A 16,983-nucleotide genomic window follows, 5' to 3' on the forward strand; every position below is an offset into this window, starting at 1 on the left:
TGGTGCGCTCAGAGAGATTCGAACTCCCGACCCCTTAGTTCGTAGCCAAGTGCTCTATCCAGCTGAGCTATGAGCGCATTAAGTAATGGCGGTGAGAGAGGGATTCGAACCCTCGATACCAGTAATAGGTATGCTTCCTTAGCAGGGAAGTGATTTCAGCCACTCATCCACCTCACCGGAACGAGCCGCCATAATACAAACTAAAACCACATTGATCAAGTCATCATACTGAAATTTTCTTGTTTTTTAGTTCAATGAATTACTTTTTAAGCAATTTACTCATTATTTTCGTCTTTTTCGATCAAACGCTTGTTAAGATAGATATTATTTCTTCATCAAAATACTGTAGTGCATAACACATTATTGCAAACCTAAACGTGCAGTTCGGGTCTGCATGGCTTATGCTAAACTTATCTGCCAAGCGTGAAACCAAACGACATGACAAAAAACTGGGCTGACCCTGAAGCGAAAGCTGAAGCTGAACGTTATGACAATCCTATTCCAAGCCGTACTCTTATTTTAGATACATTGGAACAGGTGCAAACACCACAATCTCATGCAGAGCTTGTCGATCATTTTAATATTCATGACCAAAAAAGTATCGAAGCGTTAAGTCATCGTTTAAGTGCTATGGTTCGTGATGGTCAAATCATGAAAGACGGTTTTAAATTTCAGTTGGTGGCAGATCAACCAACATATGAAGCAACTGTTTATATTAATAGTAAAGGTTTAGGTACAGCACATATTGATGGTCAAACTGACCTCTTACTTCCTGAACGTGAATTACGTTTAGTATTTAATGGCGACCGAGTTAGAGTGCGCCAGACTTCGGTAGACCGTAAAGGTAAACCTTGGGGTTTTATTACAGAAGTTTTACAACATCGCGTCAAACAGTTGATCGGTAAATTGTCAGTTCATGAAGGCGAATATTTTATTCAACCCAACAGTCCTAATCAGCATCAACCTATTCCTTTAGAAAAAGAACTCGTAAAACACGCTGAAGCGAATGTTGGCGATATGCTACGTGTTGCAATTGATAGCTATCCGACCCGCGAAGAGTTTTCAACGGCGCATATTATTCAGTCTATGGCCGATAAAGCTGATACAGAAATTATCATTCCACAAACTATTCTTGAATTTGGTTTGCCATATGAATTTCCAGATCAGGTATTAAAAGAAGCTGAAAGCTTTAAAGAGCCATCAGCTCAAGACCGTGAAGGCCGCATTGATTTAAGAAACTTGGCACTCGTTACAATTGATGGTGAAGATGCCCGCGATTTTGACGATGCAGTTTATGCAGAAAAACGTCCGGGTGGTGGTTACCGTGTTGTAGTGGCAATTGCCGACGTAAGTCATTATGTACGCTTAGACTCAGCACTCAATGAAGAAGCTGAGGAACGAGGAACTTCTGTATACTTCCCTCACTTTGTATTACCAATGCTGCCAGAGGCATTGTCAAATGGTCTGTGCTCTCTGAATCCGCATGTAGACCGTTTATGTATGGTCTGTGACCTTAAACTCTCTCGTACAGGCCGTGTAACTGGCTTTGAGTTTTATCCATCGGTCATGCACTCAAAAGCACGTTTGACCTATACCCAAGTAGCACAATATTTTGAAGGCGCAACAGATGCGATTCCAAAAGATCGCGATGTTCATAAATCCTTAAATACGCTTTTCCAGCTTTATCAAATTTTGAAAAACTTACGTGCCGATCGTCATGCAATGGAATTTGAAACCATTGAAACGTACATGACTTTTGATGAGCTAGGCGGGATTAAAGAAATTTTGCCACGTACACGTAATGAAGCACATAAACTCATTGAAGAATGTATGTTGCTTGCTAACGTAGCTGCGGCTGAATATGCATTAGAAAATGATATTCCAATGTTGTACCGCGTACATGAAGCTCCTGAGTTTTCACGTATTCAGAAAGTAAAAGACTTTGTTAAATTACTTGGTCTACCCTTCCCTGACCAACCAACTCAAGCAGATTATCAACGAGTCATCGAAGCAACCAAAGATCGTATTGATGCACCAAGCATTCATGCCGTGCTATTACGCTCAATGATGCAAGCTTATTATGGCGCAAAAAATGCGGGGCACTATGGTTTGGCTTATGAAGCCTATACGCATTTCACTTCGCCAATCCGTCGTTACCCAGATCTATTGTTACACCGTGCCATTAAAGCTCATCTAAAACAAAAACCTTCTCCACTTTCTGGCGCTGCACTAGATGACGCTGGTGAACATTTCTCTAAAACTGAACGCCGTGCAGATGAAGCATCTCGTAGTGTAACGACTTGGTTGAAATGTCACTATATGCAACAGCATTTAGGCGAGGAATTCATTGGTATCGTAAGTGCCGTAACTGAATTTGGTTTGTTCGTGACACTGAAAGACTTATATGTCGATGGCATGATTCATATTAGCCAACTCGGTGATGACTTCTTTATTTATGACCAAGCGAGTCAAAATCTTGTAGGCCAAAATAGAGGTCAAGTTTTTGGTTTAGGCGATGAAGTTAAAATTCAGGTTGCTGGTGTAAATCTTGAAGAACGTAAAATTGACTTCCAGCTCATTCAGCAAGTAACCCATGCAGGACGAGTAGTTCGTAGCCGAGCTCCACGCACAACCAAAACATCTTCACAGGCAACTGAAGAAGTTTTTAGCAAACCAACAAGTAGTGATGGCGAAAAGCCTGTTCACAAAAAGAAAGAAAAAGCCAAGCCTAGTTCTTATACTAAAAAACCTGGTAAAAAAACTTCTGCGAAAGCCGAAAGTAAACCAGAAAAAGTAAAGAAAAAGTCTAAGCCTAAAAAGAAAAAAGCGAATGCAAAATCAAAGGCTGAATAATTAAACAATAGATGTTGCCAATTTAGAAATAAGCTCCGATTTGGAGCTTATTTCTTTTTAAAAAGCTTATTTTGCACATTAAACTTGATTTCTGGCTTGAGAGGACCTACATCTAATAACATGTTTAAAAAATAATGTGGCTAACAGCAATGACTTTACAGCAAGCGACCTTACCAACTCCGCGTTTTGATCAAATTGAATTAGAAAATTTAAAAGAAGACATCCAACAAGCGATTCAAGCAGGTCAAGAATTTTTAAATACGCTTACAGTTGTACCTAGCGATACCGCTCAACAACTTGCCGTACTTGAACAAGTCGATACACTTGAAAACAACCTCAGTGAATCATGGGGTGTTTTATCACATTTAAATGCTGTGATGAACAATGCTGAAACCAGAGAAGTCTATCAATCTTTATTACCAGCGTTGAGTGAATACTATACTCAGCTTGGTCAACACACGGCGCTCTATCAAACTTATCAACATATCCATGATGGTCAGGGCTATACGTCTCTTAGTCCAGCCCAACAAAGTGCTATTCGCCTTGCTTTACGTGATTTTAAACTTTCAGGTGTGGCTTTAGAGGGCGAAGAGAAAAAACGTTATGCAGAGATTTCTGCACGTTTGTCACAAATTTCTTCTGATTTTTCTAACCATGTACTTGATGCAACACAAGCTTACTTTAAACCACTTACAGAAGCTGAGCTAAAAGGCCTTCCAGAAAGTAATATTGAATTATTAAAACAGTACGGTAAACAACGTGAATTAGATCAAGCAGTAGCGACACTCGACTTTCCCGCTTATTTTGCAATCATGACATATGCAGATGATCGAGCATTACGTGAAGAGCTTTACAGAGCTTATGTGACTCGTGCTTCTGATCAATCTGAGCAAGCTGAATTTGATAACAGTAAAATTATGGAAGAAATTTTGAGTCTTCGTCAAGAAATGGCGAAGCTACTCGGTTTCAATAACTATGCTGAATATTCTCTTGCAAGCAAGATGGCACCAGATGTAAAAACAGTACATGAGTTTTTGGTTGATCTAGCCGAACATGCTCGTGCCCCTGCTCTCCAAGAAGTTGCTGAACTTCGAGATATTGCTAAACAAGATGGTGTCGATGAACTTCAACCTTGGGATACCACTTATTATTCTGAAAAGCTTAAACAACAACAGTTCAACTTATCTCAAGAAGCGTTAAAACCTTACTTCCCTGCGCCTAAAGTCATTCAAGGATTATTCCAGATCGTACAGCGCTTATATGGTATTAACATCATTGAGCGACAAGCACCTGTCTGGCACCCAGATGCACGTTATTTTGAGTTAGAAGACCAAGGCCAAGTAATTGGTGGATTCTTCTTTGACATCTATGCACGTACGGGCAAACGTGGTGGTGCATGGATGAATGGTTTCCGCTCACGCATGCAGACTCTTCACGGTCTGCAAAAACCAATTTGCTACATGGTATGTAACTTTACACCTCCAGTAGGTGATCAGCCTGCTTTACTGACTCATGATGAAGTCATCACCTTATTCCATGAGTTTGGACATGGTCTACATCATATGCTGACCGAAGTAGATAACATTTCGGTTGCAGGTACTCATGGTGTTGCTTGGGATGCGGTAGAACTTCCAAGTCAGTTCATGGAGTTCTGGTCATGGGATAAAGAAAGTCTAGATGTATTAAGTGAGCACATTGAGAGTAAACAAACCTTACCACAAGAATTGCTCGATGCTTTATTGAATGCTCGCTTCTTCCAATCTGGCATGCAGACTTTACGTCAACTTGAATTTGCCTTGTTTGATTTAACAATTCACACCAAAACACCTGCGCTGAACAGTGAGCAAATTCAGCAGACTTTAAATGAAATACGTAGCCAATATGCTGTCGTTCCTACGGTCGGATACAACCGTTTCCAGCATAGTTTTAGTCATATTTTTGCAGGGGGTTATGCGGCAGGTTATTACTCTTACAAATGGGCAGAAGTCTTAGCTAGCGATGCATTTGACCGTTTTGAACATGAAGGCATTTTCAATACTCAAACGGGTAAAGAATTCCGTCAGGCGATTTTAGCTGTAGGTGGAAAAGACACTGCTCTTGAAGCATTTGTTAATTTCCGTGGCCGTGAACCTAAAATTGATGCATTGTTACGTCATCAAGGTTGGACGAATGACAGCAAAACCGCTTAAACTATGGGCCTAAATTGATCGTGTGGTTAGGGTGATAAAGATGAAAAAACGTTTCATTGCTGGGGCTAAATGTCCAAAATGTGAAGCAACAGATCGGATTGTCATGCTAACCACCGCTGAAGACGAATGGATTGAATGTATCGAATGCGGTTATAGCGAAAATCGTCCGACTCATATTGATGAGCCTGAAGCACCTGCTGTACCTGATGAAGTTGGAGTAATACAGTTCAAGCCTCGTCGTCCTGACTAAAGGTCTTAGAGATGCCACTACAAAGAAAACAAAACTCAAAACTATTGTGGATTTTAATTGGGGGCTTAAGCATTCTCGTAGTGCTTTTTTTCGCTGCACAATGGTTTTTCAAAAAAACCGAGTCATCCGCACCAATGGTTGATCCTCATCCTGTTTCGACACCTGCGCCTGTTAAAACCACTGATCCATCATCAGCTTCTGAACCGACAGCAGAGGCTGCAAGTTCACCACAACTTGTGAATGAAGATGTGCTTAAACAGCCTGTACCTGCTCAAGAGTCTTTAGCAAAAGAAGAAGTGTCTAAACTCGATGACATCCACCGTCAGTTGCAAGATCAAGAAAGTTCATTAAAAGCTCAGCATGCAGATGCAGATCAATTAACGAAACTCAAAGAAGAACAAGTTAAATTGCTTGAAGCTCAGCTCAAACAGCAATAGTTTTTCAATGGGAACTTAAAAAGCTAAAGTTATTCATCTTTAGCTTTTTAAGTTTAATTAAAATAATTCTAGTCATCTTTTTCTAAATTTACTGAATTCCACTACTAAAAAAGCCCTCCATTTAAGAGGGCCTTTTTTGTATAACAGATATTTTAATTTAAGTTATTTATACCAATCGAATAACTTGAACACATACGGTACATAAGTAACCAATACCAATGATGAGAACAAGACAATAATTGGTAATAACCAACGCTCATAACGGTAGTAGAAGCTTGTATATTTCTCTTTCGCTTCCGCATCCGCCGCGTTCACTTCATCATCTCCGACGGACAACCGCGTTAAGAGATGGTTCAAGGCAACTGGCGGCGTTACATAACCAAACTCGAATGCAACTAATACAATCATCCAGAAGTGAATTGGATGAATACCATTTTCGTATGCCACAGGTGCAATAGTTGCAGCAACTAAAATTACAGCACCAAATGGATCTGTACACATACCAATAATGGCAAGCAATAGTGCAATACATGCCAGTGATATATAAATACTGCCTAAATGAGTCGGTAACAATTCAACCACTTCAGAGCGTTCAATTAAACCACCTACACTTGCAGACAATGCCATCAAGATAATTAGTGCACCAATATGGCCGACAGTTTCTGAGGTCGCAAAACGAAGTGCTCCACCAAAACCAAGACGGTATTGAGAACTATGCGGATCATGTGACTGCAAGAATGGGGATTTTTGTTCATGTTCACGAACAATTGCTTCATGAATATTGATTGCAGGAGCTTCTTTTGTAGACACCAATTTGTCATACAAGATCATTGCGATCAGGACTAATGGCAAAATTACTGGTGCAGTAAATTCATTCATTCCTGTGTCTAGTGCATATTTATAGATCGCAAGAACAACAACAGTAATCAGAATGTATGGGATCACCGGTACAAAGGCACGTAACATACCCGGAATCGCTACTTTTGGTGAATTCACGCGGAATTTTTCTTCAGCCAATAGTAATGAGACACCCAAGAAAATAAATGCTGTTAGCCAAAATACATAAATACCATGGCCAAACAATTCATCGGACGTTACATGACGGCTATCAAGCATGGCAATTAAAACGACCAATAGACATGGACGTACAACTACCCCTAAAGAACCTGACATTGCAGACACAGCCAAAGCATATTGACGGCGAGCACCTGCATTCCAAACTTCTTTATAAATAATTGCACCGGCTGCAATAACGAAGATACCTGATGCGCCGGTATAAGCCGTTGGTACAGCAGCAGCAATTAGAATTAACCATGTTAGGGTTTCTGGTGCCAAATTCCATGGACGAAGCACATTAAGGAATAAATCCATAACACGTGTTTGAGTTAGAAGCATACCTGCCCAAATAAACAAGGCAAGGTTTAAGAAAATACCTGAAAACTCAACCAATAAACCAAGGTAAATCCCTTGCCCCATTGGATAATCCATAAAGAATGTAAATACGATACCCGTAATCAAAGCCATGTAAGCATATAAAGGTACACTTAAAAGGGCTAAACCAATATTACCGCCTTCACGTTTGGGTGGAGGTGACACAAATAATTGATAAAGACTAATTAAGGTCAGAACAACAAATAGAATCATCCATATCCAGTAAATAGTTACTGTTTCATAGGTAGGTATTACCCCAGAATTAATAACTGAACGATACTGGCTGATTACAGAGGTACTGAGTAAGGCATTACCAATCACCATAAAGATGGAATAGACTTTGTAATCTATTTTTGTCGCCGGATTACGTAAACCAATATGGTGAAATTTTAACGATGCCGTAATCGCAGAAATCAGAACCATAAAGATGAGTAAAATGGCACGATTCTCTGTACCAAATTTAAAAATACCAAAGAAACCTGTTTCGACAGCACGGTAAGTACGCACCCCTGGGTTAGCTTCGATATATTTAATTGTCTTGTCATATGCCTGATATTTCTCGTCACATTGTTGCTGCGCAGCGAGTAGCGATGCACGGACATCACTTTCCGATGCTGCACCAAAGAAACTCGAAAAATCATCAGATGCATTTGCTTTCATTTGTTCTTTTACTTGGGCATCGATATTTGGATGTCGATCACAAGTCGGCTTTTCAGGTTCAGCACGCAAAAATGAATATTGCATGCCTATAGCAGGGTCACCATAAAGACGCTCCCCGATACGTAATAATTGTCCGTGGATCATTTCCCCGGTACCAATTATTAAAGTCATTAATAGCAGAGTGAGGATAACGAATGTTGAGATCCATTCGTTCCAGATATAACCCAGCAGACCTAATCCAGATCTTTTTTCTTGATATTCTTGCATAAATATTCCAATTTTGTTCTCTCAAAAACCTGAAAACAGGAGCTTGAGTCATGCAATTTTCTTGGTCAGGGGTTAATTCCATCCCCCTTCTACCAATCCCTTTATTCAACGATCAAATTTGCATCAAACTTTACGAATAAAGAATGACTAAAATCACTTTTTTAACAGTTTGTATTGTCAATTTTTCTTTTTTAATCTTTGAGTAAGCCAATAGAAGCCCCCAAAGATCGCACCACCAATTGCTCCATATAAGTGAGCTTCAGTTAAAACCGGACTCCCTATTAACTGGGCTGTTCCTGTTTGCCCAAAGGTATTTTCCCATATCAGTTTTGCAATAATTAATCCTAAAACCAGAAAAGCAAAATTCCGTTCTTTACGATATTGCAAATAAACTAAAGCAACTGCTGTATATAGCCCATGTAAAACGCCTGACAAACCAGCATATGCTTCGATATAAGGTAAATAAAAATAGAAGACCAAACTAATGAACGGTGGCAAAAGAAAAAGCAGACTTAAAAGATGCCACGCTTTGGTGTGCGGGAAGATAAACGGTAAACAGGCGAATGCCATCATGTTTAAAAGGAAATGAATCCACCCAACATGTACCCAATGTGCAGTCCATAAACGCCAGAATTCACCGAGTAAACTTTCGCGCCAATAAATAAATGTATCAGGAAACACCTGTAGACAGGCAGACACAGAAATGCACACTGCGACCAAAAGCACTTTATGATTCAGTACATGATCCTTCATGGCACACTCCTTGAAATTAAACTTCTTGCTACCATTGTAAAACTTAACAACAGTCTCGCAAGAAGTTAACCTTTCAAATATTTTTACTGCGCTGCTGGTGGAGCAGATAAGTCTGCAGGAGCTTCAGATGCGGCCCCTCCATCAAACAATTCATCTAACTCTGCTGCACCTTCATTTTTATCATCCCAGAAATGTGACATACCATCATCTCCGGTACGCACACCAGTATGCTCTGTCCAGTAACGGTCAGAAATACCACGTACAATCAGACCAGCCATACTATCGATTAACTTAAAGTTCGGATTGACAGGCTTATCATCAGCTTGAGATGCGGCATATGATCTTAATGCATCACGGATTTTTGCATCATCACCACTTGCTTGGGCAGCTACCGCATACAAAGCATGGGACAGGCGAACTCCCTTTTGTTCACCAATTTGAACTGATTGCTTTAACGTTTGATATGGGTCAGGTTTCCCTTCATCAGCCCCAGGCAGTAAGGTCCAAATAACAGCACGTGTTGCATTAGGTGCGCCCCAGAATTTTTCATTATCTAGACAAACCATGCCGCGCTCTACAATAGCCGCAATATCTTTTGGAACATTGACTGCACCACCAGAGTTAATATCATTGGTTACAGCCTGAAGGCCACTAATCATTCCAAGTAAATAAACAGTTTGATCAGTATCACTGCGCATCGTTGGGCAAGAATCACCTAAATGATATTTATATTTAGATTCCCAACGATCAGCGAACAATTTATAGCCCGTATATTGACGCTCAGCAGCAATGGCTGCCCAACGCTTCTGAGCAATACGAGCATCTTGAGCTTCGGTTACTTGACCTGCTTTTGATGCACGTAAATAACGTAATTCCTGTTCTAACGCTTGGTTTTCCGCACATACACCTGATGCGGCATACATTAATACAGCAACACGAGTTGGATCTGCACCCATACCTTTGGTAGACATAATTGCCGGTGTTAATGCACTACCCGTATTACAAACCATTTCAGCATCTTGCATTGCTAAAATAGGTGGAACGACGTGCTTTTCCGTAAAACCTAAAGCAACATTTGCTCCGGTTTTCACGACGTATGAACAACCTGATAAAACTGAAGCTGCAAGCAAACTTACCGCCAAACCTTGGCTTATTTTTTGGACTTTAGACATCTTCCTGTCCTCTATGTAATTTGTTTTTTCCTTTTCAGATGTACATTAGCAGATGCATATCTTGAATAAAAGAGTAATTACTCTAATTGTAGCGCTTATACTTTGACATACTTCACAGTAGATAAAATTGACAGTTTTTCCAGAAAACAGAAATTTTAGGCAAAAAAAAGTAGCATTGCGACGGTTCAGCACATGCTACTTATTAACTGAGATAAGCTTTTAACGGCTTATATTATTTTTGTTCTATATAATCCTTAAGTAAAGTTCCTGCTCTTCCTACTACCACAGCCATAAGCACTGCAATTAACAGAAACATCCACATTGAAATCTCCATGAGAGACCTCCTTTACTACAATCGCACCCAGTTATAAACTGGACACTTGATGAAATTAATCGACTAACCAATTTAATAATTGACTGATCGACGACCTTGCATCCTCTGTCTCTTAACTTTGTTAAAATTAACTTTGTTAAGATGTTCCCTGAGTAAAGTTCCTGCTCTTCCGATCACCACTGCCAAAATGATGGCAATGACCAAGAACGACCATGTTGGCATCTCCATTTTGAGACCTCCGACACACTTTACGTTGGTGTTTGTACTTTAACCGATTAACTAAATACCCCTAGGTCAAATTGTCAGACAATTGTATTTCCTTAGCTTTTTTCTAATTTTTAATTAGACAATCCTAAACTCAAGAAAAAAAATAAAGATTAAATTATTGTTTTTTATAGTTTTTAAATAAATATACAAATGTAGAATTGTCTAACAATTAATGAAGTTTCTGTAAGACTTTTAGCTTTTTCCAATGTTGTAAAGGAAGTTGATCAAACCAAATTATGGCTACTTTCATAGGTGCCCCCTCAAGATAAATAACCATAAACAACTGATAATCAATCATTTTAGAAATTTCCACACGAGAAATTATCTTTTTCGAGGGATATGCAATTGACCACGATTTTTGGTCTAAATATGCAATTTGAGAAATTTGTGATTGTCTTAAAAAAAATAGAAAACTAATAGATAAAAGGATGAAAGCAATCAACCACCAAATGGGTGATAACAATTGATACAGCAAGATTGCTAAACTCAAGCCAATAAAAAGCTGAAATATTATCGAGAAACGACTATATTTCAGCTCAAAATTCAATTCTTTTATCAAAACAGTTTAGCCATGAACGTACTGTTTTAATTTATAAATAAATTCACGTAACTCTGTACGTGGAGGTTCAGAAACTTCCATGAACCAATCTAGTAAATCAGGATCTTCTTGTTCAACTAACTCTGCAAATAAGGCCTTCTCTGCCGAATCCGCTTTTAGATAATAGTTTTTTACATAAGGGTCAAAATAGACGTCAATTTCTTTTAAGCCGCGGCGTGCTCGATAAATTACTTTACGTTCTTCCAAGGTCATTTCGTCAGACATTTATTTCCCCATCTGCGTTGATAGTGCGCTTAGTTTACCTGATCACATTCCAAAGATCGCTAAAAATATCAAATTGACCAAATTTATCATCTTGTACTCATAATTGAGCATTCATCACATTGTTACATAAGCAAGGCTTCCGTATGTTTAAGTTCATAACATCACACCTGAACCAAGGAAGAAATACAAATGCAATCTGGTGCTATCCGTCCCATTCCAAATATGTTACCGAGAAAACTATTTAACGAAGAACATGAGGCATTCCGCGAAACAGTTCGTAAATTCTATGAAAAAGAAGTTGTTCCCAATATTGAAAAATATGAAAAACAGCAACATGTTGATCGAGACCTTTGGAATAAGGCCGGAGAATTAGGCCTATTGTGTACCACAATGCCAGAACAATACGGTGGGTCTGGAGTAGACCGCTTGTACAGTATGATCTTAATTGAAGAACAAGCTTATGCTATGGACTCTAGTACGGGCTTCTCTTTGCATTCAGATATTGTTGCCAATTATGTAAACAACTTTGGTAATGAAGAACAAAAACAAAAGTGGTTACCAAAAATGGCAACAGGAGAAGTGGTCACGGCTATTGCCATGACTGAGCCTGGTACTGGTTCTGATTTACAAGCAGTAAGAACCACAGCTGTACTTGATGGAGATGATTATGTCATTAATGGTTCTAAAATTTTCATTACTAATGGTTATTTATGTGACATGGTCGTAGTCGTTTGTAAAACGGGTAATAACGACAAAGGTTCAGCGAACTTATCACTCATTATTGTTGAAGCAGACAGAGCTGGCTTTAACAAAGGTAAGCCTCTGAATAAAATTGGAATGAAAGGCCAAGATACCTGCGAATTATTTTTTGATAACGTTCGTGTTCCTAAAGACAACCTTTTAGGTATGGAAGGCATGGGCTTTATTATGCTCATGAAAGAGTTAGCTTGGGAACGAATGCTAGTTGCTATTATTTGTCAGGCAGGCGCTGAAGCTGCATTTGCGCATACTGTCCAATATACAAAAGACCGTAAAGCATTTGGCAAACCTGTTAGTGCATTTCAAAATACGCGTTTTAAACTTGCTGAACTTAGAACAGAAATAGATTTCTGCCGTACCTATCTAGATCGTTGTATGGAATTACAACTTGAAGAAAAATTGAGTGTGGAAGCTGCCGCAGCTGCTAAATATAAAATTTCAGACATGTTCTCAAAAATTGTAGATGAGTGTCTTCAATTGCATGGTGGTTATGGCTATATGCTTGAATATCCAATTGCACGTGCATACATTGATCATCGAGCAAATCGAATTTATGCAGGTACCAATGAAATCATGAAAGAGTTAATTTCAAGAACACTTTAATACCTACATAAGAAAGGGGCATTACGCCCCTTTTCTTTATCTAATATCTATTAAGATACTAATTTTGGCTTACGCTCATTAGCTTCTGAACGTTTATGAAAATGTAGAACACCATCTTCAAATTTTGAATTTTTCAGCGACTTTCTATCTTCTAAATAGTTATTAGTCACTTGCCATGGAGCATGCTTACCCTGTTTTGGAAGTTCATGTGCCGCACGACTAATATAACCTGAAGACAATTTACCCATTACAGTATCTTCTTCCATTTCAGTTTTATCACCAGATGGAATCACTTCATCATAGTGATTTTTATCCATATAATTTAACAAGCGACAAATATATTCCGCAGCGATATCAACTTTAAGGGTCCACGATGCATTTACATAACCAATAATCATAGCCATGTTTGGTACATCACTTAACATCACACCGTTATAAAGCATATGCTCAGATGAATTAATTGCTTTCCCATCAATAGTCGCCTGAACACCACCCATAATCTGAACTTGTAAGCCTGTTGCAGAAACAACAATATCAGCATCAAGGTGTTTACCAGATTTAAGTAGAATACCTTTTTCGGTAAATTTCTCAATCTGATCAGTTTCTACGCTTGCTTTACCTTCACGCAAAATTTTAAACAAATCGCCATCAGGTACCACACACAAACGTTGATCCCAAGGGTTATATGAAGGTGTAAAATGCTTCATATCTACCTTACCCTTCAACTGCACTTCAATTGCTTTTAAGAGTAAACGACGTACAGTCTTTGGATGTTTCTGCGATAATGCATAAATAGCGCGCTGCATACCAATATTACGTGCGCGGGTAAATTTATAAGCTGTTTCTTCAGACATAAATTTACGCGTTTTTTCATAAACGAAATCGATAGACGGTACACTAGCAATATACGTTGGTGAACGCTGCAACATAGTGACATGACCAGCGCCACCTTTAGCCATTGCCGGTACTAAAGTAATTGCAGTTGCGCCACTACCAATAATAACGACTTTTTTACCTGTGTAATCTAAGTTTTCAGGCCAATGCTGTGGGTGAATGAGTTGCCCTTTAAATGCTTCTTGATTTGGGAAAGAAGGCGCATATCCTTGATCATAATTATAATAACCAGTACACCCTACAACAAAATTAGCAATCCAAGTCTGTTGTTTTTTCTTACTATCTTCAATTACAACCTGCCATTTCTTTGATTCAGAATCATAATTAGCAGAAAGCACACGATGACCAAAGTGAATTTTTTCTTTTAATTTATATTCATCAATTACTTCGCCTAAATACCCTTTAATAGAAGCACCATCAGCTAATACATTCGCTTTACACCATGGTTTAAAATTAAAACCAAATGTGGACATATCTGAGTCTGAGCGAATGCCTGGATAACGGAAAAGATCCCATGTTCCACCAAACGATTCACGACGCTCTAAAATTTCAAATTGGCGTTGTGGAGAATTTTTTGATAAATGGGCAGCAATTCCAATTCCTGAGATACCTGCGCCAATGATTAAAATATCAACTTGCTTTTCCATTTTATTTTTATACCCATTGTTGAGAATATAAGTTTATTAAAGCACAATTTTGACAATACACAATGTCAAGTTTGACCGTTTATCCGTTTTTTTATGTCACTTGGGGACATTTTTATAATTTTATCAATTAACAGAAATAAAAAAGACCGGTATAAAACCGGTCTTTTTTGAATAAAATCAATTATTCAGCTGAAGTGTTCACTTCACGATCTACAAGCTCAACGTAAGCCATCGGCGCTGCATCACCAGCACGGAAGCCCGCTTTAAGAACACGTAGATAACCGCCGTTACGTTCTTTGTAACGAGGGCCGAGTACGGTAAATAATTTACCTACAGTTGCAGCATTACGAGTACGAGCAAATGCTAAACGACGATTTGCTACAGTATCGTTTTTTGCTAGAGTGATTAAAGGCTCAGCAACACGACGTAATTCTTTAGCTTTAGGCACAGTTGTTTTGATCAACTCGTGTTCAAATAAAGAATTAGCCAAGTTTTGGAACATCGCTTTACGATGGCTGCTTGTACGGCCTAATTTCACACCACTATTACGATGACGCATGGTGATAGTCCTACTTAATTAACGGCTACGATAGGCAAAACGGTCGTCCATACGAAGACTAGCTGGTGGCCAGTTTTCAAGACGCATACCGAGTTGTAAGCCTTTCGATGCCAAAACATCTTTGATCTCTGTTAACGATTTTTTACCAAGGTTAGGAGTTTTTAACAACTCAACTTCAGTACGTTGAACAAGATCACCAATGTAGTAAATATTTTCTGCTTTCAAACAGTTAGCAGAACGAACAGTAAGCTCTAGATCATCTACTGGGCGAAGCAAGATTGGGTCAACTTCTTCACGAGGCTCTTGAGCAACTGGAGTTTGGTCTTTCTGAAGATCAACAAAAATTGCAATTTGTTGTTGCAAGATTGTTGCCGCTTTGCGGATTGCTTCTTCAGGATCAACCGTTCCATTTGTCTCGAGGTCGATTACCAGTTTATCTAAATCGGTACGTTGTTCTACACGCGCATTTTCAACGGTGTAAGAAACACGCTTAATCGGGCTATAAGAAGCATCTAATTGCAAACGACCAACAGGACGTGTTTCACCTTCAGGGAAACGAGAATCAGATGTTTCATAACCACGACCTTGAGCAACCTTCAAGCGCATTTTTAATGAGCCTGAAGCACTCAAAGTACCTATTAAATGTTCTGGATTAACCACTTCAACATTATGAGGTAAACGAAGATCAGCAGCAGTAATTTCGCCAGGACCTTGTTTCTCTAATGTTAAATATGCTTCATTTTGATCGAACAGCTTAATAGACAATCCTTTTAGGTTCAGCAAGAGCTCGACGATGTCCTGCTGCAAGCCTTCTAAAGTACTGTACTCGTGCTCGACACCTTCTATCTCAACTTCAACCACAGCAGCGCCAGGTAAAGAAGACAATAGAATGCGACGTAAAGCATTCCCCAGAGTGTGGCCAAAACCACGCTCTAAAGGTTCTAGAATCACTTTTGCCGAGGTCCCGCTAACCGCTTCGACCTTGATCGCTTGCGGAGTTAGAAACTCGTTTGCAGTACGCGTCATTATTGCTACCTCAAGGATTATTTAGAATACAATTCTACAATCAAGCTTTCATTGATTTCAGCAGGTAAATCAGCACGATCTGGTGCAGCTTTAAACGTACCTTCAAGCTTAGAATGATCAACATCCATCCAAGCTGGAATACCACGTTGTGTAGCTAACTCAATCGCGTTTTTAATACGCAATTGTTGTTTAGCACCTTCGTGAACCGCAATTACATCACCAGCTTTAACTTGAATAGATGCGATGTTTACACGACGACCATTCAAAGTAATGCTACGGTGACTTACTAACTGACGAGCTTCTGCACGTGTAGAACCAAAACCCATGCGATAAACAACGTTATCAAGACGGCTTTCAAGCAATTTCAACAAGTTCTCACCTGTTGCGCCTTTAACACGAGCTGCTTCTTTATAGTAGTTACTAAATTGACGTTCTAACACACCGTAAATACGACGGACTTTTTGTTTTTCACGTAATTGTAGTGAATACTCAGATTGCTTACCACCGCGTGCCTGACCATGTTGACCAGGTGCTTTGTTAGCTTTTTTAGTTTTGACGTCAAATGGTTTAACGCCAGATTTAAGTTGCAGGTCTGTCCCTTCGCGGCGAGAGAGTTTGCATTTTGGACCAATATAACGAGCCATGAATGTTTCTCCTTACACGCGACGTTTTTTAGGTGGACGGCAACCGTTGTGAGGAATTGGCGTCACATCGGTAATGCTGTTAATTTTATAACCCACTGCGCCTAATGCACGAACCGCAGACTCACGACCTGGACCAGGACCTTTTACAAGGACATCCAGATTTTTCAAACCGTAATCTAAAGCTGCTTTACCAGCAACTTCAGCAGCTACCTGAGCAGCAAACGGAGTTGATTTACGTGAACCACGGAAGCCTTGTCCACCAGAGGTGGCCCAAGCCAATGCATTACCTTGACGATCAGTAATCGTAACAATGGTGTTATTAAAAGACGCGTGAATGTGTGCAACACCTTCAGAGACGGTACGAGTGACCTTCTTGCGTGTGCGAGTATCTTTAGCCATCTTTTAGCTTCCAGAA

The 16,983-nt window shown here is 39.4% G+C and carries 15 protein-coding genes and 2 tRNA genes; 5 read left to right on the forward strand and 12 right to left on the reverse strand.

All coding sequences use genetic code 11. From position 1 onward, the window contains the following. Positions 1 to 77, reverse strand: a tRNA-Arg gene (locus RMB13_RS14730). 9 nt (positions 78 to 86) lie between these two features. Beyond that, a tRNA-Ser gene (locus RMB13_RS14735) sits at positions 87 to 177 on the reverse strand. Between the two features lie 261 nt (positions 178 to 438). Between RMB13_RS14735 and rnr the strand changes: the two genes are divergently transcribed. The 4 genes from rnr to RMB13_RS14755 all read left to right on the forward strand — a co-directional run bounded on the left by rnr (position 439) and on the right by RMB13_RS14755 (position 5,729). Continuing rightward, a complete protein-coding gene (gene rnr, locus RMB13_RS14740) occupies positions 439 to 2,853 on the forward strand; it encodes a ribonuclease R (RefSeq protein ID WP_311085631.1) in 2,415 nt (804 codons plus the stop codon). A gap of 134 nt (positions 2,854 to 2,987) precedes the next feature. Beyond that, complete coding sequence (locus RMB13_RS14745) at positions 2,988 to 5,042, forward strand: M3 family metallopeptidase (RefSeq protein ID WP_311085632.1); 2,055 nt, start codon at positions 2,988 to 2,990, stop codon at positions 5,040 to 5,042. Positions 5,043 to 5,082: 40 nt separating this feature from the next. After that, a complete protein-coding gene (locus tag RMB13_RS14750) occupies positions 5,083 to 5,292 on the forward strand; it encodes a YheV family putative zinc ribbon protein (protein WP_004639498.1) in 210 nt (69 codons plus the stop codon). An 11-nt stretch (positions 5,293 to 5,303) separates the two neighbouring features. Next, positions 5,304 to 5,729: a hypothetical protein gene (locus RMB13_RS14755; RefSeq protein ID WP_311085633.1), complete on the forward strand. Its 426-nt coding sequence runs from the start codon at positions 5,304 to 5,306 to the stop codon at positions 5,727 to 5,729. A gap of 162 nt (positions 5,730 to 5,891) precedes the next feature. Here RMB13_RS14755 and RMB13_RS14760 read toward each other — a convergent pair whose 3' ends face one another. The 5 genes from RMB13_RS14760 to RMB13_RS14780 form a co-directional block, all read right to left on the reverse strand. Further along, positions 5,892 to 8,087 carry a TRAP transporter large permease subunit gene (locus RMB13_RS14760; protein WP_080027826.1) on the reverse strand — a complete coding sequence of 732 codons (2,196 nt, stop codon included), beginning with the start codon at positions 8,085 to 8,087 and terminating at the stop codon, positions 5,892 to 5,894. A gap of 177 nt (positions 8,088 to 8,264) precedes the next feature. Beyond that, complete coding sequence (rrtA, locus tag RMB13_RS14765) at positions 8,265 to 8,840, reverse strand: rhombosortase (protein WP_205468497.1); 576 nt, start codon at positions 8,838 to 8,840, stop codon at positions 8,265 to 8,267. Between the two features lie 83 nt (positions 8,841 to 8,923). Beyond that, entirely contained in the window at positions 8,924 to 10,012 is a 1,089-nt protein-coding gene (locus RMB13_RS14770; RefSeq protein WP_311085634.1) for a hypothetical protein, read from the reverse strand. A gap of 770 nt (positions 10,013 to 10,782) precedes the next feature. Continuing rightward, positions 10,783 to 11,172 carry a hypothetical protein gene (locus tag RMB13_RS14775; protein WP_311085635.1) on the reverse strand — a complete coding sequence of 130 codons (390 nt, stop codon included), beginning with the start codon at positions 11,170 to 11,172 and terminating at the stop codon, positions 10,783 to 10,785. A 6-nt stretch (positions 11,173 to 11,178) separates the two neighbouring features. After that, positions 11,179 to 11,436 carry a succinate dehydrogenase assembly factor 2 gene (locus RMB13_RS14780; protein WP_017388310.1) on the reverse strand — a complete coding sequence of 86 codons (258 nt, stop codon included), beginning with the start codon at positions 11,434 to 11,436 and terminating at the stop codon, positions 11,179 to 11,181. A gap of 189 nt (positions 11,437 to 11,625) precedes the next feature. On the opposite strand from RMB13_RS14780, the gene RMB13_RS14785 reads away from it, so the two are divergent. Then, positions 11,626 to 12,798 (forward strand): acyl-CoA dehydrogenase family protein, encoded by a 1,173-nt coding sequence (locus RMB13_RS14785; protein WP_311085636.1) that lies wholly within the window; start codon positions 11,626 to 11,628, stop codon positions 12,796 to 12,798. A 50-nt stretch (positions 12,799 to 12,848) separates the two neighbouring features. On the opposite strand, the gene RMB13_RS14790 is transcribed toward RMB13_RS14785, so the two are convergent. The 5 genes from RMB13_RS14790 to rpsK form a co-directional block, all read right to left on the reverse strand. Continuing rightward, positions 12,849 to 14,339, reverse strand: coding sequence for an NAD(P)/FAD-dependent oxidoreductase (locus RMB13_RS14790; RefSeq protein WP_311085637.1), 1,491 nt, complete (start codon positions 14,337 to 14,339; stop codon positions 12,849 to 12,851). A gap of 181 nt (positions 14,340 to 14,520) precedes the next feature. Next, positions 14,521 to 14,898 (reverse strand): 50S ribosomal protein L17, encoded by a 378-nt coding sequence (gene rplQ / locus RMB13_RS14795; protein ID WP_002049717.1) that lies wholly within the window; start codon positions 14,896 to 14,898, stop codon positions 14,521 to 14,523. Between the two features lie 18 nt (positions 14,899 to 14,916). After that, complete coding sequence (locus RMB13_RS14800) at positions 14,917 to 15,924, reverse strand: DNA-directed RNA polymerase subunit alpha (RefSeq protein WP_003653641.1); 1,008 nt, start codon at positions 15,922 to 15,924, stop codon at positions 14,917 to 14,919. Positions 15,925 to 15,941: 17 nt separating this feature from the next. Beyond that, on the reverse strand, positions 15,942 to 16,568 hold the full coding sequence (gene rpsD / locus RMB13_RS14805; protein WP_017390206.1) for a 30S ribosomal protein S4: 627 nt from the start codon (positions 16,566 to 16,568) through the stop codon (positions 15,942 to 15,944). A gap of 12 nt (positions 16,569 to 16,580) precedes the next feature. Beyond that, positions 16,581 to 16,967: a 30S ribosomal protein S11 gene (rpsK, locus tag RMB13_RS14810; protein WP_001040166.1), complete on the reverse strand. Its 387-nt coding sequence runs from the start codon at positions 16,965 to 16,967 to the stop codon at positions 16,581 to 16,583. Between the last annotated feature and the right edge of the window lie 16 nt (positions 16,968 to 16,983).

This window comes from Acinetobacter sp. V102_4 (genome assembly GCF_031799005.1).
Lineage (GTDB): Bacteria > Pseudomonadota > Gammaproteobacteria > Pseudomonadales > Moraxellaceae > Acinetobacter > Acinetobacter calcoaceticus.